The organism is Candidatus Protofrankia datiscae (genome assembly GCF_000177615.2).
Classification (GTDB): domain Bacteria; phylum Actinomycetota; class Actinomycetes; order Frankiales; family Frankiaceae; genus Protofrankia; species Protofrankia coriariae.
On the sequence record NC_015656.1, the window covers coordinates 3,077,832 to 3,096,711 of the forward strand.

Here is an 18,880-nt window from a genome sequence, read left to right on the forward strand (position 1 = left end):
GTCATGGTAAATGCGAAGTGGGGAATCGTGGCGGTCACGGGCGGTGCCGTCTCCGCGGCGGTGCTACGGCGCCGGCTGTCCCAGGCGGCGGTGCGTGACCAGGAGCCACCGCAGCTCCCCGCACCCCGGTACCGCGCCGGATCAGGCTCGCCCCTGCTGTTGCTGCACGGTGTCGGCGGTACGTGGCCCGCCTGGGACCCGGTGTTGCCGCTGCTGGAGCCGCACCACGACGTCCTCGCTCCGACCCTGCTGGGCCACGGCGGCGGGGAGCCGCTCCCGCCGGGGGTCCCGGTCACGCTCGACGTGCTCGTCGACGGGGTGGAGGCCGAGCTCGACCGGGCCGGCTGGGACCGCGTGCACGTCGTCGGCAACTCCCTCGGCGGCTGGATCGCCATCGAGTTGGCCCGCCGCGGCCGCGCCCGCTCACTGGTGCTGTTCAGCCCGGCCGGGGCGTGGACCTCACAATGCCGGATCGCCGCGGTGGCACTGGGTATCCGCCTGTCCGTGGCCACGCTGGCGCGGTACTCGGCGCACGCCGACCTGATCGCGGACACCCCGTGGCTGCGCCGTCTGCTCCTGGCGACACAGGTGGCGCACCCCGAGCGGGTCGACCCGCAGGCGGTGGCCCTGACCATCCGGGCCAGCGCCCACGCCCCCGCCGTCGACCCGCTCCTGCGCACCCTGCCGCACGCCCACCTCCAGCCGCTGCCCGCCGACCATGACTACCCGATACGGGTCGTGTGGGCGCGGCCGGACCGGGTCATCCCCTTCGAGCACTTCGGCGTGCCGATGCTGGAGCGGCTGCCGGGGGCCGAGCTGATCCAGCAGCCGGGTATCGGTCACGTCCCGATGTACGACGAGCCTGCCACGGTCGCCCGGCAGATCCTCGAGATCGCCGCCTCCGTGGACCAGACGAGACCGGAAACCGCTTCCGTGGACCAGACGCGGCCGCAAGCCGAGCCCAAGGGAGCAGCCCTATGACCGACCACAGCCCCCCGGCCATCGGCGCCGCCCGCTTGAGCTGGGGCGGCCCGGCGGACATGAGCTGGTGGGAAGCCCTGATGTGGCGCGCGGAGGGCGACCTGCGCACCCGCTCCTCCGGGGTCCTGGTCGAGATCCTCGACAGGGCCCCGGAGTGGGAACGCCTGCGCGCGGCCCACGATCGGCTCACGCTGCGGGTGCCCCGCTTACGCGAGCGGGTGATCGAGCCGCTGCTGCCGCTCGTTCCTCCGGCGTGGTCGCCGGACCCGCACTTCGACCTCGACTACCACCTCCAGCGGATCCGGGTGCCCGGCGACGGCTCCAACAGCGAGCTGTTCGAGATCGCCGCCGCCGCGGCGGCCCGGCCGTTCGACTCGAACCGGCCGCCGTGGGAGGCCACGCTCGTCACCGGCCTGCGTGACGGCCGCGCCGGTTACCTCCTGAAGCTGCACCACAGCCTGACCGACGGGCTCGGACTGGTCCAGCTGCTCAACCTCACCCACGGGCGCGGCCCCGAACGGGAGGAACCCGACTCAAGCCCGCTCCCGCCACCTCGGCCGGTGGAGACACCCATCTCGCTGCTGGCCGGGCGGCTGCCGGGCGTCCTGGCCGGAGCGGCGGGCTCGGCGGCCCGGGGTGCCGTGCGGACGCTCGGGCGGGTGGTTGCCGACCCGGTCGGCACGGCTGTCGACACCGTCCGCTTCGGGGCGTCGCTGCGCCGCGTGCTGACCCCGCCCGACGTCGCGCGGTCACCCGTGTTGAACAACGACGGCACCGGCTACCGGCTGATCGCCCACGACGTGCCACTCGAACAGCTCAAAGCGGCGGGACGGGCCGCGGGCGGCACCGTCAACGACGCGTTCCTGGCCGCGCTGCTGGGCGCGTTCCGCCGGTTCCACGAGCACCACGACGTCTTCGTCGACCAGATACCGATCGGCATGCCGGTGAGCCTGCGCACCGACAACGACCCGATGGGCGGCAACCGGTTCGCCGGGGCCCGGTTCGCCGTCCCGGTAGGCGATCCCGACCCCCGGGTACGGATCGCCGCGATCCGCGCCGCCGTGGCGACGGCCCGCACCGAGCCCGCGATCGGGTTCCTCGACCTCATCGCGCCGGTGCTCGGCCGGCTCCCCCGCGCCCTGCTGATCGAGATCGCGGGCAGCATGACCACCGTGTCGGACCTGCAGGCCTCCAACCTCGCCGGCATCGGGCGCAGCCTCTACCTGGCAGGCTCCCGCGTGCTGCGGGTCTACCCGATGGGCCCACGGCCGGGAGTGGCCGCGATGGTGACCATGCTGTCCTACGAGGGCACGTGCTGCGTGGGGATCAACGCCAACCCCGACGTGATCGACGACGAGAAGGTCTTCGCGGCCTATCTGCGCGACGGCTTCGACGAGGTGCTGGATCTGGCTCGCGGGCTGTGACGGCCCGCGAGCTGTGACCCGCAGGATGCCGCCGACCCCGTCCGGTGTCGGCGGCATCCGCCGCGTCACCGCGCGGGCACGGCCTCCCGCACAAAGGCGACGACGTCGTCGAGAACCTCGTCCGAGTTCGTCTCGTTGAAGATCTCGTGCAGGGCTCCCGGGTACACCTTCTGCCGCAGGTTCGAACCGCCGATGCGCTCGAACGCCGCGCGGGTCTCGGCGAGCGGGGCCAGCGGGTCGAGCTCGCCGTGTATCCACAGCGTGGGCAGGTCCCCGAGGCCCGGGCCGGCCGCGATCGTGGCGACGACGTCCTTGAGGGTCTGCAGCGACTCACGGTGGAACGGGCCGTGGTAGACCAGCGGGTCCGCCGCGTAGGCCGCGCCGACCGCGGGATCGCGTGAGAGCGCGGCCGGGTCGAGCGGAACGTCCGGAATCGGGTCCAGGTCGAGCAGGGCGGTGATCGCCGGGTTGCCGCCGATCACCGGGCCGGAGAGCACCAGCGCGTCCACCGGGCCGACGGCGCGCTGCACGTACCGCACCGAGACGATGCCGCCCAGCGAATGGCCGATGAGGACCACCGGCAGACCGGGGTGTTCCGCCGTGGCGTGCTTCGCGACCGTGCCCAGGTCGGTGACGATGTCCTCGAGCAGCTCGACGTGTGCCCGCTCGCCCTCGGAACGGCCGTGCCCGATGTGGTCGGGCGCGTACACCGCGCCGCCGGCATCGCTGAGCCTGCGCGCCACGTGGTCGTAGCGGCCCGCGTGCTCGCCGTACCCGTGGGCCAGCAGCGCGACGAACGACGGCTGCTGCGCGCTCCAGCGGTGCAGCGCGAGCGCGCCGTGGCTGCCCGCGAGGGTGGTGATCGTGCCAGGGCTGGTCATGCCGTTGCCTCCTCGCGGCGCGCGAGCGCGCGCGGCCGGAACCTCTGTCTCTTGCCGATGGCTGTCTGTCTCTTGCCGGGGGCTGTCATGGGTGGCTCGTCAACCAGCTCGCGCCGCTCGGGGAGCCTGTGGCTGTCGACCCGTCCGGCCAGCATCCGCGGCGATACGTCCGAGATGTGGCAGAGCCGCACACAGGGGTGACCCGCCGGCCACCCGCTGGTTGATCATAGAACGATATAACCAGAAATCCTATTGATCAAAAAGTGATAGAATCAAAAATTCAGAAGTCGGCTGGTTCGGCGCGGATGGTCCTGGCCCTCATGGACTCTCGTGACGTTCGCGGGACGGCCGCTCACCACGACCGCACCGTCACCGCGTTCGACCCAACGCAGTAACCCGGCCCACCCGTGCCAACCGGCGGTATCACGACGCATCAGATCGACCTACGTGCCACGGCATGTCAGGTGGACGAACAGGCGACCTACCGCTGGTCAGCCGGTGAGCGGGGAGAACGGGATCCCGTCCGACACGGTCCACGCGGTCAGGGCGATGGCGGCGACGGCCAGCAGCGGTATGACCACCCGTTCCTCGGCCCTGCCGCCCGTCCGGGGGATCAGAGGGATCTCCATCCGCCGGCCGACCGGCCAGAGCAGGGGGCAGCCGCGCGGGGTCAGGCAGTCCCCGGCCAGATGGGCGAGGCATCCCAGTGCCACCGCGTAACCGGCGAAGCTCATGTCGAGATCGTGCATGAGGAAGACCGCGAGCCCGGCGACCACGCAGTCGATGACGGAGGACAGGCGCCCCTGCCGTTCGAAGTCCAGTCCGAGACCGCGCAGCCCGAAGCCGACGAGGACGAACAGCGCGGCCCACCAGGCGTACTCGGCGTGGACGGCCAGCGTGCTCATGAGCGCGCCCATGGCGAGCGCGAACAGGATCGAGTGGGTGGCGTGCCGGTGGCCGCCGCTGGCCCGGCCGATCAGCTTGCACATCGTGTGGGTGACCGGCCCGAAGGTGTTGGCGATCCGGCCGCTGGGATGGTCGATGTCGGGCAGCAGCGCCGCGCCCGCGGACACCACCGCGCCGGCGGCCAGCTGGGCGGTGGACAGGGACCCGGTGTGTAAGCCCAGCAATCGCTGCGAGCCCAGCCACTCCCCCCGGGACAGCGCGGGCGCGGCCGCCAACCAGACCACCGCCCCGCTCAGCACGTGCGTCCGCCCCATCATGAAACGTCAACCTCAGTGATCGGCACCGACGGACTATAAACCGTCCCCTCTCCGATCTTCACAACCCCCAGGCGGAACCGCGTTGCAGGCGGCTGCGCGGCGCCTCGCAGCGGCTCTGCTCCGTCATCTCACCTGCCCTTGACGGGATCAGCTTCGTCGGTGCCATAGTAAAGTAACTAACCAATGAACCAACTAGCCAATGAACCGTCCCACTGTCGAGAGCTGGAGGGTCGATGTGCTCGATGACGGAGCACCGCTGTTCACCCAGATCGCCGAACGGCTGGCTGACCAGATCGCCGATGGCGCCCTCGCGGAGGGCGAACGGGTGCCGTCGACCAACGAGCTGGCCGCCTACCACCGGATCAATCCCGCCACCGCGGCCAAGGGCATCAACGTGCTGACCGACGACGGGCTGTTGGAGAAGCGCCGAGGGATCGGCATGTTCGTGGCGGCCGGCGCCCGTGAGCGACTGCTCGCGGAACGCCGCAAGCGGTTCGCCGAACGCTACGTGCAGCCGCTGGTTGCCGAAGCGCACCGGCTCGGGTTCGACGCCGACGAACTGGTGACGCTGATCCGGGAAGCCAGCCACACCGAGGAAGGGATCAGACCATGACCGCGACGATCTCGGTGGCCGGTCTGACCCGCCGCTACCGCGACCACCTCGCCCTCGACGACGTCACGCTCACCGTCGAAGGGCCGTCCATCACCGGGCTGCTGGGCCGCAACGGCGCTGGCAAGACCACCCTGCTGCGCATCGTCGCGCCCAGGAGTTCCCCTCGGCCGGGCAGGTTCTGGTGCTCGGTGCCAGCCCGATCGAGAATGACGCGGTCCTTCGCCGCATGGTGTTCGTCCGCGAGGACCAGACCTTCCCCGACATCAGGGTCCGCCACGTCCTGAAGGCGGCCTCGTGGTCCTGTCCGAACTGGAGTGCCGAACTGGCCGAGACGCTGATCGGCGATTTCGGCCTGGCGGCACGAGCCGAGGTGACGCTGTTCGACGAGCCCTACGCCGGTCTCGACGCGGTCGCCCGCCAGCTGTTCTACGACCGTCTGCTCGCCGAGTACGCCGAGCACCCCCGTGCGATGGTGCTGTCCACCCATCTGATCGACGAGGTCGCCGGACTGCTGGAGCGAGTCGTGGTGATCGACCGCGGACGGGTCGTTCTCGACGCCGACACCGACGACCTCCGTGGCGCGTTCGTGACCGTGAGCGGCCCGGTCGCCGCGGTGGAGAGCTTGTCGCCGGCCGCCCTGTCTGGGATCGCCGCAGGGTCGGCGCCCAGGAGACCGTCGTCGTCGCCGGGGCCCTCGAGGAGGGTGACCTGCGCTGCGCCCGCGACCTGCACCTGCGCCTGGAGCCCCTGTCGCTGCAGCAGGTGATGGTCCACGCCTCGGGCCGGGCCCGCGAGGAGCAGCACGAGAGGACAAGCGCATGACCACCTGGCGCACTGTCAGCAACACCGCCCGTTATCATCTCGTCCAGTGGCCCCTCTACGCGGGGCTGCCCTGGGGCGTCATGGCGTTCAGCTTCGCCGTCAACCTGATCGTCGCCACCCAGACTCCGGTCATCCACACCGGCGGGCTGGTCACGATCTACGTCTGGGTGTTCATCGGCGGGCTGTTCAGCACCTACCGGTCGTTGCCGTTCGGGCTAGCACTGGGGGCCAGCCGGAGCTCCTACTATCTTGCTATCTTGGCACCGCCGGTCTGGCTGTCGTCCTTGCCGCCGTCTACGGGCTCGCCCTCGCCGGTCTGCAGGCCATCGAGCGGGCCACCGGCGGATGGGGCAGGAACATGCACTTCTTCCGGGTGGCCCACATCCTCGGGGGAGCGTGGTACCTCACCTGGCTGACCTCGTTCGTGGGCCTGGCGCTGCTGTTCGTCTACGGCATGTGGTTCGGCATCGTCTACCGCCGTTGGAACGTCATCGGCATGGCCGTCTTCATCGCCGGCCAGGTCATCGTTCTCCTCGCCGCCACGCTCCTCACCACCTGGGCCGACGCCTGGGCGAGCATCGGCGGCTTCTTCACCGCTCTCAGCGCCACCGGGCTGACCGGCGTTCTCGCGGCCCTCACGGTCGCGCTGTTCGCCGGGGGTTCACCACGATGCGCCGGGTAACCGTCTGACCAGCCGGTTCAACAACACCCACGCCCGGTCCGCCGCGGCCGCAAAGCAGGACTTCCACCGCTGATCGCGGGCGGCCGGAGATGGCGACATCCCACCGCCGGGACGGGGGGACACCAGACGACGGAGGTGCGCGAGAGCCGCAGGAAATGATCGGTACCGAATGCTGAACGCAAAGCCCACCGTCAGGGACATCACGACGCCAAGTATGCGATTCCGCCAGTTCAGCCTCGGCGGCGAGGCCGTTATTGTTTGGTGGCTACTGGTTCAGGGTATCCTCACAACAGGGTCCGGTTTTTCTTTTCGCCCCTGCCAGGAACAGGCGACCCGTCCGGTAGTTTTTGCCGGCACAGCGAGAAGGAACACCACGGTCTCATTGCCATGAAAAGAGGTGATGGGTATGAGAAGAGTAACCATGTTGATCCTCGCGGTGTTCCAGGTTTTGGTGAGCTTGTTCATTGGCACGGGGGCCGAGTCGGTCACGAAGGCTCCAACCTGTCACCCCGGCACCTGAACATGCCCACCACACCCGGTGGCCGCCGGCGCGACGGGAAAAACAGCAGTCCGAACGCCTGAGAACAGTCGGTATTTTCCGTGGCCCTGTCCCTGTTGCCCGCAGGCGGCTGCTGGGAGGCCATCGGGACTGGGCGTTCTCCACGCGGGGCCCGCTCGGGCGTCCGCCGTCCCCATGCGCGACACGAAATGTCCTGATGAGTCCTGTTTCCCGGTGAAACCCGGTCCGATCGGTGCGTTCTCCGCGGCCTTCGGGCACTGACCTGTCGCCCCTGACCGGACGGCCACGGCCCGCGCCAGCCACATTCAGTCGCCGCCCGACAGCAGTAGTAGCACAACCGGTCGAACCGTGGGCGGAGACCACTCGGCTTCGTCCACGATACAGCCTCCCACGGCTCCTGTGCGCTGAAGGAGAATCTGCTGATGCCTGTTCTGTGTGAACCGGCTGTCGCGGTTCCAGAAAATATCCTGACCATGGGTGAGACTCTTGAACTGGCTCAGCGTCTGCACAGAGATCACCCTGCCCTCCCGCTCGCCCTGCGCCTCATAAGTAACACCGGCGTCGTCAAGCGTCACATTGTTCGTCCGATTGACGAGACACTGAAGCATCCAGGTTTTGAGACCAGAAACCACATCTATGCGGAAGAGGCCAGGGCGCGGGTTCCGGACGTCGTGCACCGCGCGCTTCGAAATGCGGAGATGTCGCCTGCCGATATCGACATGATAGTGTACCTGTCCTGTACCGGGTTCATGATGCCGTCACTGACGGCCTGGCTCATCAACAAGCTCGGATTCAGACCGGAGACACGCCAGCTCCCCATTGCCCAGCTGGGCTGTGCGGCTGGCGGAGCAGGGATAAACCGCGCATTTGACTTCTGTACCGCCCATCCCGGATCAAACGCTCTGATCGTGGCCTGCGAGTTCTGCTCGCTCTGCTACCAGCCCACCGATGTCGAGATCGGCAACCTGCTGTCGAACGGCCTGTTCGGTGACGCCGTGGCGGCTGCCGTGGTGCGCGCCTCCGGAGGGACGGGCATGCGCCTGGAAAGGACCGGTTCCTACCTGATACCGAACACCGAACAATGGATTTCCTACGCTGTGAAGGCCACCGGCTTTCATTTCCAGCTCGACCGACGCGTCCCGAAGACCATGGAACCGCTGGCGCCGGTCCTGCGCAACCTGGCAGAAGAGAACGGCTGGAACGCGTCACTGCTGGACTTCTACGTGGTCCACGCTGGCGGACCCCGGATTCTGGACGACCTGAGCCGTTTTCTCGATGTCGCACCCAACGAGTTTCGCCACAGCAGGGCGACGCTCACCGAGTACGGGAACATCGCGAGCGCCGTCGTACTCGACGCCCTTCGGCGAATCTTCACCGAAGGCGCGGTTCCGAACGGTGGATGCGGTATTCTGGCGGGTTTCGGCCCCGGGATCACGGCTGAGATGTCGGTCGGGCGCTGGCAGGCAGACCCCCTCACGGTAAAGAGAGCGGACCGGGTCGGAAAGCGGGCCTGAGTTTGGACCGGCCGCTCCGATCCGGACCGGACGCCACCGCGGACTTTTCATCGACTGTCTCGCGTTCCCCGGGCAGCCTGGTCGACGCCGGACATGTCGATCACAGTTTCCTACCGAAAGGTGGTTGTGGAATGTCCGTCTCGAACTCCGCGCCGACGTGCCCGTTCCGGCACGACGACGCTCTGGAACCGGACCCCTTCATGACCCGGATGCGGGCCGAGGCCCCCGTCACCCGCGTCCGGATGCCGTACGGGGACGGCGACTGCTGGCTGGTCACCCGCGATGCGGACGTGCGGACAGTCACCACGGACCGGCGTTTCAGCCGGGCCTCGCTGATCGGGCGGGACTTCCCACGGATCACGCCTGCCCCCATCGCGCAGTCCGAGTCGATCAATCTCATGGATCCGCCCGCGCTGAACAGAGTGCGTGCTCTGATTCTCAAGGCGTTCACCACGCGCCAGGTCGAGAAACTGCGGCCCTGGACCCAGCGGAGCACGGACGAACTGCTGACCCGAATGGCCAGGAACGGCGCGCCGGCCGATCTCGCCGATCATCTGGCGGGTCGGCTGCCGCTCATGACGATCTGCGCGCTGATGGACATCCCCGAAGCGGACCGGCCCCAACTTCGCCGGTGTGCCTCGGCCATGATGTCCATGAGCGCCGTCGACCAGGCTTCGGCCGTGAAAGCAAAGGCGGAGCTGCGGGCCTACTTCGCCGAGCTGACCGCAAAACGCCGCCGTGTCCCCGGCGACGACCTGGTCAGCGCGCTCGCCACCGCACAGATCGGTGGCGAGATGCTCAATGAGGAGGAACTGGCCGTGCTGGCCATGCTCCTGTTGGTCACCGGTCACGACACCACCACGTACAACATCAGCAATATTGTCTACACGCTGCTGACGCACCCCGTGCAGCTTGGCCAGCTGCGTGCCCATCCCGAGATACTGCCGCAGGCCATCGAGGAGTTGCTCCGGTACATCCCGTTCCGTCAGGGCGTCGGCATTCCGCGGGTGGCCCTGGAGGACGTCGACTTCGACGGTGTCACCATCAGGGCCGGTGACACCGTGCACGTGTCGTATCTGACCGCCAACCGCGACGAAATGGTCTACGACCGCGCCGACGAACTCGACTTCGGACGGAAGGATCCCGTCCCGCACATGACCTTCGGATACGGCAGCCACCACTGCCTCGGATCCCATCTGGCGCGCATGACGCTCCAGGTCTCCATTGGCACACTGCTCACCCGTTTCCCCGGACTGCGGCTGGCTGTACCCGCGCAGGACGTGCGGTGGAACACGGTGTCCATCTGGCGTTACCCGCTCGCGCTGCCGGTCGCCTGGTAAAGCCAGCCCGGGAGCCCCCGCGACGCCATACGGTGCGCTCACCGTCGGCCTGCTGTCCGCGCGCGGGGACAGGCGCGGCCGGTCCTCTTCACCTGCCTGCACCAGGACGAGACCGTTCCCGGTGAATCCGGACTGGAACGCTTCACCGGAGCCTCGTCCGACGTCAGGCGCTGGAGCCGCTGGCCAGGGTGGGGTCCATGCGCGCTACCAGGTAGAGGATGTCGGCTGGATCGCCGCTGGTGAGCACACTGTGGACCTCGCGGTACGCTTGGCGGTACTCGTTGATGATGATCGCCATACCGGCGGTCTCCACCGGTTCCCCGAGTTCGACCGCCGCATTGGCGAGGTGGCGAGCGCCACGGGTGGCCCGCTGCGCGGTGAGCATTCGTGCGGCGATTGCGTCAAGTCGATTTGGATCATTCATAGCAATCTTTGCTTCCTGTGTGGATAGGCCCGCCCGTCGTCAGTGGTCTGCCCCTGACAGCGATCGCAGACCGTTCGGACCGCCCAGGCAGCCGGTGCCCCTGACCGCCAACGGCAGTGATCGGCTGGGCCTGCTCCCCCAGGCAGGTCCTGGCCCGCGATCAGCAGAGCCGGTGGGGGGCGAGGTTGTCGTCGATGGGGAGCAGGCCGGTGACTGTCGCGGTCACCTCCGTCGACTGGAGGGCGACGATGCCTCGCAGGACGTTGACGAAGGCCGTGTCAGCCGCATCGCGACCGGTTGCGATGCGGACCATGCCCTCCCGGGGGGCTCGGCAGGTGGCGTCGTAGGTCCACCACGCGCCGTCGAACCATGCCTCGAAGACGGCGTGGAAATCCATCGGAGTCAGGCCGGGTGCGTACACAGCGACGAAGCGCGCCGGTATCTGGAGAGCCCTGCACAAGGTGATCCCGAGATGGGCGAAATCGCGGCATACTCCCTGCCCAGTGAGCAGCGCGTCATCGGCGGAGCTGTGGACGTTGGTGGAACCCGGAACATAGCCCACCCGGCTGTGAATCCACTGTGTGATCGCCTCCGCCTGGGGCCGTCCGGGTGGCAGGCCGCCGAACTCGGCGACCGCGAACCCGACATCGTGGTCCGACGGGCAGTAGCGGCTCGCCCGCAGGTAGGTCAACTGCTCCAGGCCAGGCAGGCCGGGCAGGCCACCGCGGATGGCTGTGGCCGGTTGTCCGGCGGTGGCAGGTGGAGCGGCGAGTTCAGCCCGGTAGGACACGGACAGGATTCCCGGGGGTGTGCGCAGAAGATGCAGTCGACCACCGTGCGGTGTGGCCAGCTCGATCGCGGCCGGGAGCACCCTCCTGTCGATCGTCACGTCGAGCCGCTCGGCACGGACCACCCGACCGTTGGCCGCGGCGATGTGGAGGGCGACGTCCGCAGGTTCCCCGACATCGAAGGTGAGGTCGCAACTGACCACTCGCTCGGTCGCCCCGCCGGGATGCGCGGACGGTCGGTCACTTGCCGACTGCACATCGGTCACGTAGGGGACGCCACCCCGGCAGTGCACAGGATCTCGTCCGTGACGAGGCCGGGAAGTTCGGCAGCCAGGCTAAGTGATCGCGGCCACCAGCTTCCGTCAGGCGGCCGAGAATCCGTGCCCGGAGCCAGGGACAGGCGCGGTTCGACACCCTCCGCCGAGGACACCGGATCCACGGCCACCGGCCGGGTACCTGGCACGGATGGGGTGCAGGACAGCCGGTCGGTGGCCACGCCGTCGTTGTCGTCGAGCCGGACGCAGTCGAGAACAGAGAAGGTCTGGTGCGCCGTCACGACGGCCACCTCACCCCGACGATACCCCGCCGGATGACAACGACCGACAACCATATCGACATTATGTCGATATTCGCAAAATCACCAGCCTTTTTACAGGTTACCATATGGGAGGCACTCAAGGGAGATCACGTTGACGAACACGGCGATTCCCAGGGATCAACGAGTCTTTTATGGGAACGTCCGTCGAATGTGGTCGGGTACGCACGGTGCGCATCACGGCCACCGCACAACCTGAACCCGAATCGCGTAAAATCACTCTCCGTACACCACCCCAGCGGCCGCGACCGCTCACAGCCCCCGGATCACTGGAAGGTGTTTGTCTGGGCGTTGCCGTCACCGACCTGTACGCCTTTGGCCCCACCCGTATTCGACGAATACCTGCCCGCTGACCCACCGGCGTCCGCGCTCTCTGCGGAGAGCCTCGTCCGGATCCTGTCCGCTATCCGGATCGCCGGCTCCCGCAGTACTCCGCGAAATATGATCCGGTTGCCCTCGGCCATCAGCTCGACATCGCTGACCGCGACGACCACCCGCCGCCGATGGGAGAGTCTGACCTCGGTCACCAGCGGCCAACTGACCCGGATCACCTGCCCGAGGCCGCTGCCCTGCACACGATCAGCGATCGCGAATCCATGATCAGTCAGCAGCATGATGCCAGAACCGGGGACGGAGCGGCCGAAGGCACCATTGGCGACGTCGAGCGGTATCTCGCCCGGCGCCAGCAGACGGGCCACGACCTCAACCAGGCCGTCCATGTCCATCCAGCGTTGGACCGGCGGAAGCTTCGCGGTGACGAAGCTGCGGATGCCGGCCGCCGGCATCTCGCCCGGGGCCGCTGGCGGGACCGCGGTAGCGACATCGAAAGCGGGCCGCGGGTGCGGGTCCTCATCGACCCGGCGGAAGACATCATTCGCGGGAAACCACCGAGCTGCGGCGGCCAGGACCCGCCGACGACCGTCGATCAGGACGCCCGCGTCGAGCATGACGTTGACCTCGTGCCAGAACTCCAAGGCGTTGCGCCCCTGCCAGTACGGCATGCGGGACCGCTCCATCCCCGCCTCGTCGAGTACCTGGATCGCCGCGGTCAGGCTGTGCAGCACGTGTGCCAGCTCGGCGACCTCGACCTCGGTCAGTCGTGTGGAGCGGTCCGCCACTCGCTTCTCCCGCTGGTCGCACCCCTACGGCCCTTCAGATCTTATAAGTCCGCTGCCCCGGTCCCCGCCGCCGGAGGTTGGCCGGGAACGAAAGTCCGAGTCTCACCCTCAACGCTCCGGGCCCGCCGATCTGGGGCAGCCGAACAGCGCCGGCGATGGGGACGGGCGAGAACATGCACGGGCCGGGTCAGTGCGGCGGGCCGAGCAGCGCGCGTATGAACGCGATGCCGAGCTGGGATCGGTTGGTCCGCCAGACGTGGCAGTACTCGTACGGCCAGGCGTATACCGGGCACTGCCCGTTGCAGAGTGTGGATACCCGCGGCTCGTCGAGATCGGCGGCGGCGTAGCGGTACAGCAGTTCGATGCGGGTGGAGATAACGCCGTAGTCGAAAACGCGGGCAAGGCGGTTCTCCTGGGCGAGTACCGTCTCGATCGTCAGGTCCGCCAAGGGGTACCTGTCGGGGAGGACGTTCTGGAGGGACAGAAAGAGATCGGCCGCCCGGCGACGCGGATCGCCCAGGAGGGCGCCGAGCACGGCGAGCCTGCCGAGTGCCAGTTTGGGGCGCCTGAGCAGGCTGTGCGCGTAGAGGACGCGCAGGAGCGCGACGTCCATGAAGAACCGTTCGAGCGGCGTCTCGAGCGCGACGAGCCCGCGGTTGTTCAGGTAGCCGGCCACGATGCTGGCGTTGTGCGCGCGGTACCAGGCTTCCGGAGCGGGACGCCGCAGAAACGCCAGCCAGTGCCGCACCGCGGTCGTGCTGGGCTCGCCGGACGCGCCGTTGGACAGCAGATCTGCCTCGACCGTGTCGCGGAGCAGGGACTCGTTCACGGCCCGCCACCACGGGCTGCCGGGCGTCGCGGCGCTGGCGGGTGCCAGCAGTCCGCGCTGGATCTGCCAACGCATGAAGGCTATTTCGGCACGCCGATACGGTCGGATGCTCCGGGCCGCGACACGTCGGTCGTAGAACTGCGCGGCGAGCCGGAGACGCAGCGCCGGGTCGTCACGGGCGACGGCAACCAGTTCCCCCGCGCGGTGCGCGGCACCCGCCGACACCCCTCGGCTGGACACCGCACGAGCCTATCGAACGCGGCAGTGTGTACCCGGCATGTACCGGCCGAGTGAGGAGGGCGCAGAGGAAGACACAGAAGACACAAAGGAATCGGCACCGGTCGGGGAGCCGGCGCACGCGACAGGCACGGTTCCGTCAGAGGCGGCCCAGCCGTACGGGGTCCCCGGTTCGTAGGACTCCCCCGCTGACAATCATCGCGCGAAGGCCGCCGCGGTGGAGGAGTCCGCGCAGCACACCCGGTCGGGTGAGCCGTTCCAGGCGGGCGCACGGCTCGCTGAGAGCCGTGCCGCGCACACGGACGTCGGCGCCGACGGTGAATTCCTGGCCCACCAACTGGTCGAGGGGAACACCGCGGCAGACCACGTTGCGGCGGGCTTCTCCCGAGGTGAGAAAGACACCGTGGTCGTGCTTCAGGGCCGTGAGGGCGTCGACGTCGATGAAGGAGATCTCGCAGACGCCGGAGGAGCGGCCGATGACGTGCCGGGACGGCCCGCCGGCAGCTCCGTCGTGGAAGTAGCGGAAGTAGCGGTCACCTACCAGGCCGCGGCCGGCCACCGCGAGGACCTCGCCGACCTCTGTCATGGGCACGCCGTGAGCGGGCGCGACGTGAAGCGAGACCACGCTGCCTTCCCACATTCAGCGGCACCTTCCCACGTTCGATGGCGCCTGCTCGTGTTCAATGGCTCCGTTCCCCACCGAGGAAGTTCTCCTCGATGGTGTCGAGCGTGCGGAACTGGTCGACGCTCAGTTCGGCGACGGGTAGTTCGTGGCCCACGACGTCCTCCAGCAGCAGGATGAACTCCATGAAGCCGAGCGAGTCGACAAGGCGGTTCTCGATGAGATCGAGATCGGTGGGGATCTCGTCGAGCTCCGGGTTGCGTTCACGCAGCCAGTCGACGATCGGCTTGAGTGTGTCATGCATGGGCTGTCATTCCTCGCGCGTCACGGACGGCAAGGGCGTATTCGGTACGGAAGCGGGCCAGCAGGGCAGCGACCGGTTCGACGGCCGTGACCCGCTCGCAGGAGCGGCCGCAGTACATGGCCATGTCCTCGACCCGGCCCTCGGCGCGCACCGACGGCGCGGTCGCGCTGTACCGGGGGACGGGCAGGCGCCTGCCGTCCGCCGTCGTGACGGTCGCGACGAATCGGGCGGGAAGCCGTTGTTCGGAATCGGTCAGGGCATTGCGCAGCACCCGGTGGGGCCGGTGTGGCCATCCGATGTCATAACGCGTCGTCACCACGGTGTCCGTGGCCGCGGCCGCGACGATCCGGCGTCTGAAGAGCGGATGGGCCTCCGATTCGTGGGTGGCGGCGAAGACGGTGCCGGCCATGGCACCGTCCGCGCCCTCCGCGATGGCATGGGCAAGGTCGGCCCCGGTCGCCACTGCGCCGGCCACGGCGAGGACGGCGTCCGGGTGGCGTTTGCGTACCGCGCGCAGCAGGGGCAGGGCGGGCAGGTCACCGAGCAGGTGACCGCCCGCTTCGCTGCCCTGTAGGACGACGATGGTGGCGCCGCGTTCCAGCGCCCGCTCGGCGGTGGCCTCGGTGCCGACCTGAACCACCGTCGGGTGCCCCGCTCCGGCGGACGTGGTCAGCAGGTCCGGGTCGGGGAGCCCGTAGAAGGTCACGAAGGCGTGCCCGGGCAGGCTGTCCAGTGCGGCGTCGAGCTGGGCGCGGGCGGTGGCCGGGCCCGCCACCTCCGGGATGAGGTTGACGCCGAACGGACGTGTGGTCGTCCGGGCGGTGGCGGTGACAAGACGGCTCACCTGGGCTGGCGGTTCCCTGTAGAGGGCGAGTACGCCGCCGGCGCCCGCGCGGGACACCTCGGCGCACAGCCTGGGTCCCGCGATGCCACCCATCCCGGCCTGGAGCAGAGGCAGGGTGAGTCCGAGGGCCCGTCCCAGCCGGCCGGGGAGCACGGGCACGCTCGGCGCGGTCACTGGACGGCTCCCGCCTTCAGGACCGCGTCCCGGGCCGCGACGAGGTCCCCGTCGAAGCGTTCGTCCAGGACGTGCAGCCAGCGTTCCAGGCCGAAGGCGACGCACCCGGTGAACGCGGGCCGTCCCGCGTATCGGATGGCGCAGCGTTCCCCGAAGAAGTTCCGGTGGTGGTTGAACGAGGCCACCGCCGTGCCGTCCCGGCTTGCGTACTCCTCCTTGACCGGCGCGAGGAGTTGCATCACCGCACGCGATCCGTCCTTCTGGAAGAAGGGATCGGTCGCGGGGACGCGGCGCAGCTCGATCCCGAGGCACGCGGCGAAGGCGGCGATCTCCTGGTGGTGGTTGTCGAGGTGCGCCTGGACCGCCTCACGGGAGCCGAGACAGACGATCTCCCGCATGGTGAAGCCCCACAGGCGGCGCAGGCCGTCGTAGTGCTCCTCGTTGCGGAAACAGCGGGACACCATGGTCACCAGGGTCGCCGGTCCGGCGAGCTCGGTGCCGGTGAAGTGCAGGAACCCCGCGTAGCAGGTGGCCGACGGCAGCAGGTACGTGGCATCGCTGAGATCCTGGGCGGGGATCGGGACGACCGCCTTCCCCGCACCGTAGTGGTCGAGGCGGTCCGGTCTGATGCCGCTGACGACGCTGCCGAGGTGCGGGAAGTTGTGGAAGTAGTCCAGTTCTCTGAGGGCCGCGGCCGGCAGCAACGGCGGGAGCGTCATCGGCTCGGCACCGCGGGCGGTGCCCCAGCCCGCGAAGACGTCGTCGAGGGTGCGCAGCAGCGAGGTCGCCGCCCCGCCCAGGCAGGCCAGACCGTCGCACGCGGACCAGGCCGTGGGAGAGCCGGCGGGCACAGTGGTGTGCTCGGTACGGGACCCGCCGGTGTGGGACCCGCCGGTGTGGGACCCGCCGGTGTGGGACTCGGTGCGGGACATCGTCCTCCCTAGGGCCTGTCTGGTGGATGGCGGGAAGGAGGCCGGGCGCGTGGCGCGCCGACGGTGGTGGCCGGCGGCCCGGCAGTGGTGGCCTGCTCACACCGCGAGGGGGATGCCGATCCTGGTGAGGAAGTCCGTGCTCTTGCGCAGTACGCGCTCGTGGGCGGCGCGACGGGCGGGATGGTTCAGCAGCCGCCCGCGGAGCGCGAATCCGTCGGGGATCCCGGTGTCGCGGTAGGCGGCGGGGTTGTAGAACGAGGCCATGCTGGCGCTGAGATAGTCGGCGAGGTAGCGGCTGACGGCCGCACGGTCCTCGGCGTCCAGCCCGGCCGCCAGCAGCCGCTCCCACAGCAGCTGGACCAGCCGTGCTCCGAAGGCGATGTGGCGGCTCTCGTCCTGGTGGTGAATCCGGTTCAGCTGCCGGATGGTGGGATGCAGCCGGTCGTCGGCGGCCAGGTGCACGTTGTAGTGGTCGACGATCTGCTCGAACAGCAGGATGCGGGCGAACACCAGGAAGTTCTCCCGCCGCGGGTCCTGGGCGGGAGCGGCCGGCCCCAGTTTTTTGCTGGGGTAAATTCGCCCGCCGTACTTCAGGCAGAAGGTGGCGAAGAACCACATGTGCTCGTTCTCCTCACCCATGAAGTGGTGGAAGAACTCGGACGGCGTCTCGAAGCCGGGCGTGTGGACCCGGTGCATGACCTCGATGAGCAGTTCCCTGATTCCGTGGACGTTCAGGCTGTAGAAGTTGACGCTCTCCCAGCGGCTGAGGGCGCGCAGCTGGGCGGGGGTGAGATTCTCGGCGTACTGCGTCCCGTGCACGGACAGCAGTTCGGGCGAGAACCAGAATTCGTCCGCGGGCAGGCTCGGTGGCCAGTCGAACGTGGTGTACGGGTTGTAGTAGTCGCTGCTGGCCCTGGCCGAGAGGCGGTCGAGAAGCCGCTGGAACCCGGCATCCGTGATATCCGCGGCACACAAGGTGCCCGAAATATTCGAGGTATTCGAAATGTTCGATGTATCTGAAATGTTCGAGGTCATGCCGGCTCCTTCCGGACGGGCCAGGCGATGCTGTCGAGCAGTTTCCTGTGCAGTTGCGGGGTGGAGGCGGCCACGCAGGACCGCTGGTTGGTGACGTCCAGGTCGGTCAGGGCCGTGTCGCCCAGCGGCTGCCCGTAGGCGTCGGTGATGACGATGCCGGCCTTCTCGGCCAGCAGGACGGCGGCGGCGATGTCATAGGGGAACAGGTGCAGCACGCGTCCGTTGCCCACGCGCTGGAACTCGCCGAGCAGCGCGGGGTCGTCCCGCAGCAGGCGGTTGCCGATGTCGACGTACGCGTCGAGCTGCCCGGTGATCAGGCGGGAGATGGAGTAGGTGGCACTGCTGAAGACGAACACGCCCCCCGTGTTGGCCGACAGGTCGATGAGATGTCCGTATGCCTCGGTCATCAGCCGGGCCGGGTGCCCGTTGAACTCCAGCGACCAGAACATCCGTGACGGGTCCGTGGTGCGGGTCGGGGCGGGCACGGGGTGGTCGTACCCGTGCGCGACCACCCCGGGGGTGTCCCTCTCGGCGTACAGGCAGGCACCGGTCTTCCACTCCATCAGCAGCGCGTGCCGCACGTCCGCGATCCGGGGACGCGCGGTGAGGCGGGCGACGGCGACGGCGACGGTGGCGGACTCCAGCCCGGCCACGGCGGAGCGGGTGCCGTCGATGGGGTCGACAACCAGCAGGTGCCGTGGGGCGCGGCCGTGCTCGCGCAGGCCGCGGTCCTCGGAGAACACGGCCATAGGCAGGTCCCGCTCGACGACGTACTTCCACACGGCGCGCTCGGCCACGTCGTCGATCCCGAACTGGGCGTCACCACCGGGCGAGTGACCGCGTACGCCGCGGTTCTCCGTCAGGGCTCGGCCCGCGGTGATCTCGCCGCGCACCAGCCGGGCGAGGCCGAGCAGGTACTCCCGCCAGCCCTGCCACCCGTGATCGTCCATCCGGGCCCTCCTGCCGTTCGTTACTGCA

At 68.8% G+C, this 18,880-nt stretch carries 19 protein-coding genes and 1 pseudogene; 7 read left to right on the top strand and 13 right to left on the bottom strand.

Features of this window, described 5'->3' with window-relative positions:
• Positions 1-3 precede the first annotated feature (3 nt).
• Together FSYMDG_RS12780 and FSYMDG_RS12785 are read left to right on the top strand one after the other, a co-directional pair.
• Positions 4-981: an alpha/beta fold hydrolase gene (locus FSYMDG_RS12780; protein ID WP_013873868.1), complete on the top strand. Its 978-nt coding sequence runs from the start codon at positions 4-6 to the stop codon at positions 979-981.
• Positions 978-2,405 carry a wax ester/triacylglycerol synthase domain-containing protein gene (locus FSYMDG_RS12785; protein WP_013873869.1) on the top strand — a complete coding sequence of 476 codons (1,428 nt, stop codon included), beginning with the start codon at positions 978-980 and terminating at the stop codon, positions 2,403-2,405. Before FSYMDG_RS12780 ends, FSYMDG_RS12785 begins: the two co-directional genes overlap by 4 nt.
• A 65-nt stretch (positions 2,406-2,470) precedes the next feature.
• Here the strand turns inward: FSYMDG_RS12785 and FSYMDG_RS12790 are convergent, their stop codons facing one another.
• Positions 2,471-3,286 carry an alpha/beta hydrolase gene (locus FSYMDG_RS12790; protein WP_013873870.1) on the bottom strand — a complete coding sequence of 272 codons (816 nt, stop codon included), beginning with the start codon at positions 3,284-3,286 and terminating at the stop codon, positions 2,471-2,473.
• Positions 3,287-3,777: 491 nt separating this feature from the next.
• Positions 3,778-4,509, bottom strand: coding sequence for a metal-dependent hydrolase (locus FSYMDG_RS12800; RefSeq protein WP_013873871.1), 732 nt, complete (start codon positions 4,507-4,509; stop codon positions 3,778-3,780).
• A 235-nt stretch (positions 4,510-4,744) separates the two neighbouring features.
• Between FSYMDG_RS12800 and FSYMDG_RS12805 the strand changes: the two genes are divergently transcribed.
• From FSYMDG_RS12805 to FSYMDG_RS12825, 5 genes and pseudogenes are all read left to right on the top strand, one after another.
• The gene (locus FSYMDG_RS12805; protein WP_013873872.1) at positions 4,745-5,122 is read left to right on the top strand and encodes a GntR family transcriptional regulator; all 378 of its coding nucleotides are present in this window, start codon (positions 4,745-4,747) and stop codon (positions 5,120-5,122) included.
• A pseudogene (locus FSYMDG_RS12810) lies at positions 5,119-5,944 on the top strand (ATP-binding cassette domain-containing protein). The gene FSYMDG_RS12805 and the pseudogene FSYMDG_RS12810 overlap by 4 nt, the downstream one beginning before the upstream one ends.
• A 358-nt stretch (positions 5,945-6,302) precedes the next feature.
• Positions 6,303-6,626, top strand: a complete 324-nt coding sequence (locus tag FSYMDG_RS28510; protein ID WP_237702746.1) for a hypothetical protein — start codon at positions 6,303-6,305, stop codon at positions 6,624-6,626.
• A gap of 942 nt (positions 6,627-7,568) precedes the next feature.
• On the top strand, positions 7,569-8,660 hold the full coding sequence (locus FSYMDG_RS12820) for a type III polyketide synthase (protein WP_013873874.1): 1,092 nt from the start codon (positions 7,569-7,571) through the stop codon (positions 8,658-8,660).
• Positions 8,661-8,791: 131 nt separating this feature from the next.
• Positions 8,792-10,000 carry a cytochrome P450 gene (locus FSYMDG_RS12825; protein ID WP_013873875.1) on the top strand — a complete coding sequence of 403 codons (1,209 nt, stop codon included), beginning with the start codon at positions 8,792-8,794 and terminating at the stop codon, positions 9,998-10,000.
• 163 nt (positions 10,001-10,163) lie between these two features.
• On the opposite strand, the gene FSYMDG_RS12830 is transcribed toward FSYMDG_RS12825, so the two are convergent.
• The 11 genes from FSYMDG_RS12830 to FSYMDG_RS12880 form a co-directional block, all read right to left on the bottom strand.
• Positions 10,164-10,424, bottom strand: coding sequence for a hypothetical protein (locus FSYMDG_RS12830; RefSeq protein WP_085948557.1), 261 nt, complete (start codon positions 10,422-10,424; stop codon positions 10,164-10,166).
• A 160-nt stretch (positions 10,425-10,584) separates the two neighbouring features.
• Positions 10,585-11,478: a transglutaminase-like domain-containing protein gene (locus tag FSYMDG_RS12835; protein ID WP_237702747.1), complete on the bottom strand. Its 894-nt coding sequence runs from the start codon at positions 11,476-11,478 to the stop codon at positions 10,585-10,587.
• Positions 11,475-11,768: a DUF5994 family protein gene (locus FSYMDG_RS12840; protein ID WP_013873878.1), complete on the bottom strand. Its 294-nt coding sequence runs from the start codon at positions 11,766-11,768 to the stop codon at positions 11,475-11,477. The genes FSYMDG_RS12835 and FSYMDG_RS12840 overlap by 4 nt, the downstream gene beginning before the upstream one ends.
• Before the next feature lie 305 nt (positions 11,769-12,073).
• Positions 12,074-12,925, bottom strand: coding sequence for an effector-associated domain EAD1-containing protein (locus tag FSYMDG_RS12845; protein ID WP_013873879.1), 852 nt, complete (start codon positions 12,923-12,925; stop codon positions 12,074-12,076).
• 187 nt (positions 12,926-13,112) lie between these two features.
• Complete coding sequence (locus FSYMDG_RS12850; RefSeq protein WP_013873880.1) at positions 13,113-13,994, bottom strand: hypothetical protein; 882 nt, start codon at positions 13,992-13,994, stop codon at positions 13,113-13,115.
• A gap of 136 nt (positions 13,995-14,130) precedes the next feature.
• Positions 14,131-14,616, bottom strand: a complete 486-nt coding sequence (locus tag FSYMDG_RS12855; RefSeq protein WP_202797622.1) for an MOSC domain-containing protein — start codon at positions 14,614-14,616, stop codon at positions 14,131-14,133.
• 55 nt (positions 14,617-14,671) lie between these two features.
• Entirely contained in the window at positions 14,672-14,917 is a 246-nt protein-coding gene (locus FSYMDG_RS12860) for an acyl carrier protein (RefSeq protein WP_013873882.1), read from the bottom strand.
• On the bottom strand, positions 14,910-15,935 hold the full coding sequence (locus tag FSYMDG_RS12865; protein ID WP_013873883.1) for an NAD(P)H-dependent flavin oxidoreductase: 1,026 nt from the start codon (positions 15,933-15,935) through the stop codon (positions 14,910-14,912). Before FSYMDG_RS12865 ends, FSYMDG_RS12860 begins: the two co-directional genes overlap by 8 nt.
• A complete protein-coding gene (locus tag FSYMDG_RS12870; protein WP_013873884.1) occupies positions 15,932-16,867 on the bottom strand; it encodes a tRNA synthetase class II (G H P and S) in 936 nt (311 codons plus the stop codon). The genes FSYMDG_RS12865 and FSYMDG_RS12870 overlap by 4 nt, the downstream gene beginning before the upstream one ends.
• A 96-nt stretch (positions 16,868-16,963) precedes the next feature.
• Positions 16,964-17,902 carry a diiron oxygenase gene (locus FSYMDG_RS12875; RefSeq protein ID WP_013873885.1) on the bottom strand — a complete coding sequence of 313 codons (939 nt, stop codon included), beginning with the start codon at positions 17,900-17,902 and terminating at the stop codon, positions 16,964-16,966.
• Positions 17,899-18,852: an inositol monophosphatase family protein gene (locus tag FSYMDG_RS12880; protein WP_013873886.1), complete on the bottom strand. Its 954-nt coding sequence runs from the start codon at positions 18,850-18,852 to the stop codon at positions 17,899-17,901. Before FSYMDG_RS12880 ends, FSYMDG_RS12875 begins: the two co-directional genes overlap by 4 nt.
• Positions 18,853-18,880 lie beyond the last annotated feature (28 nt).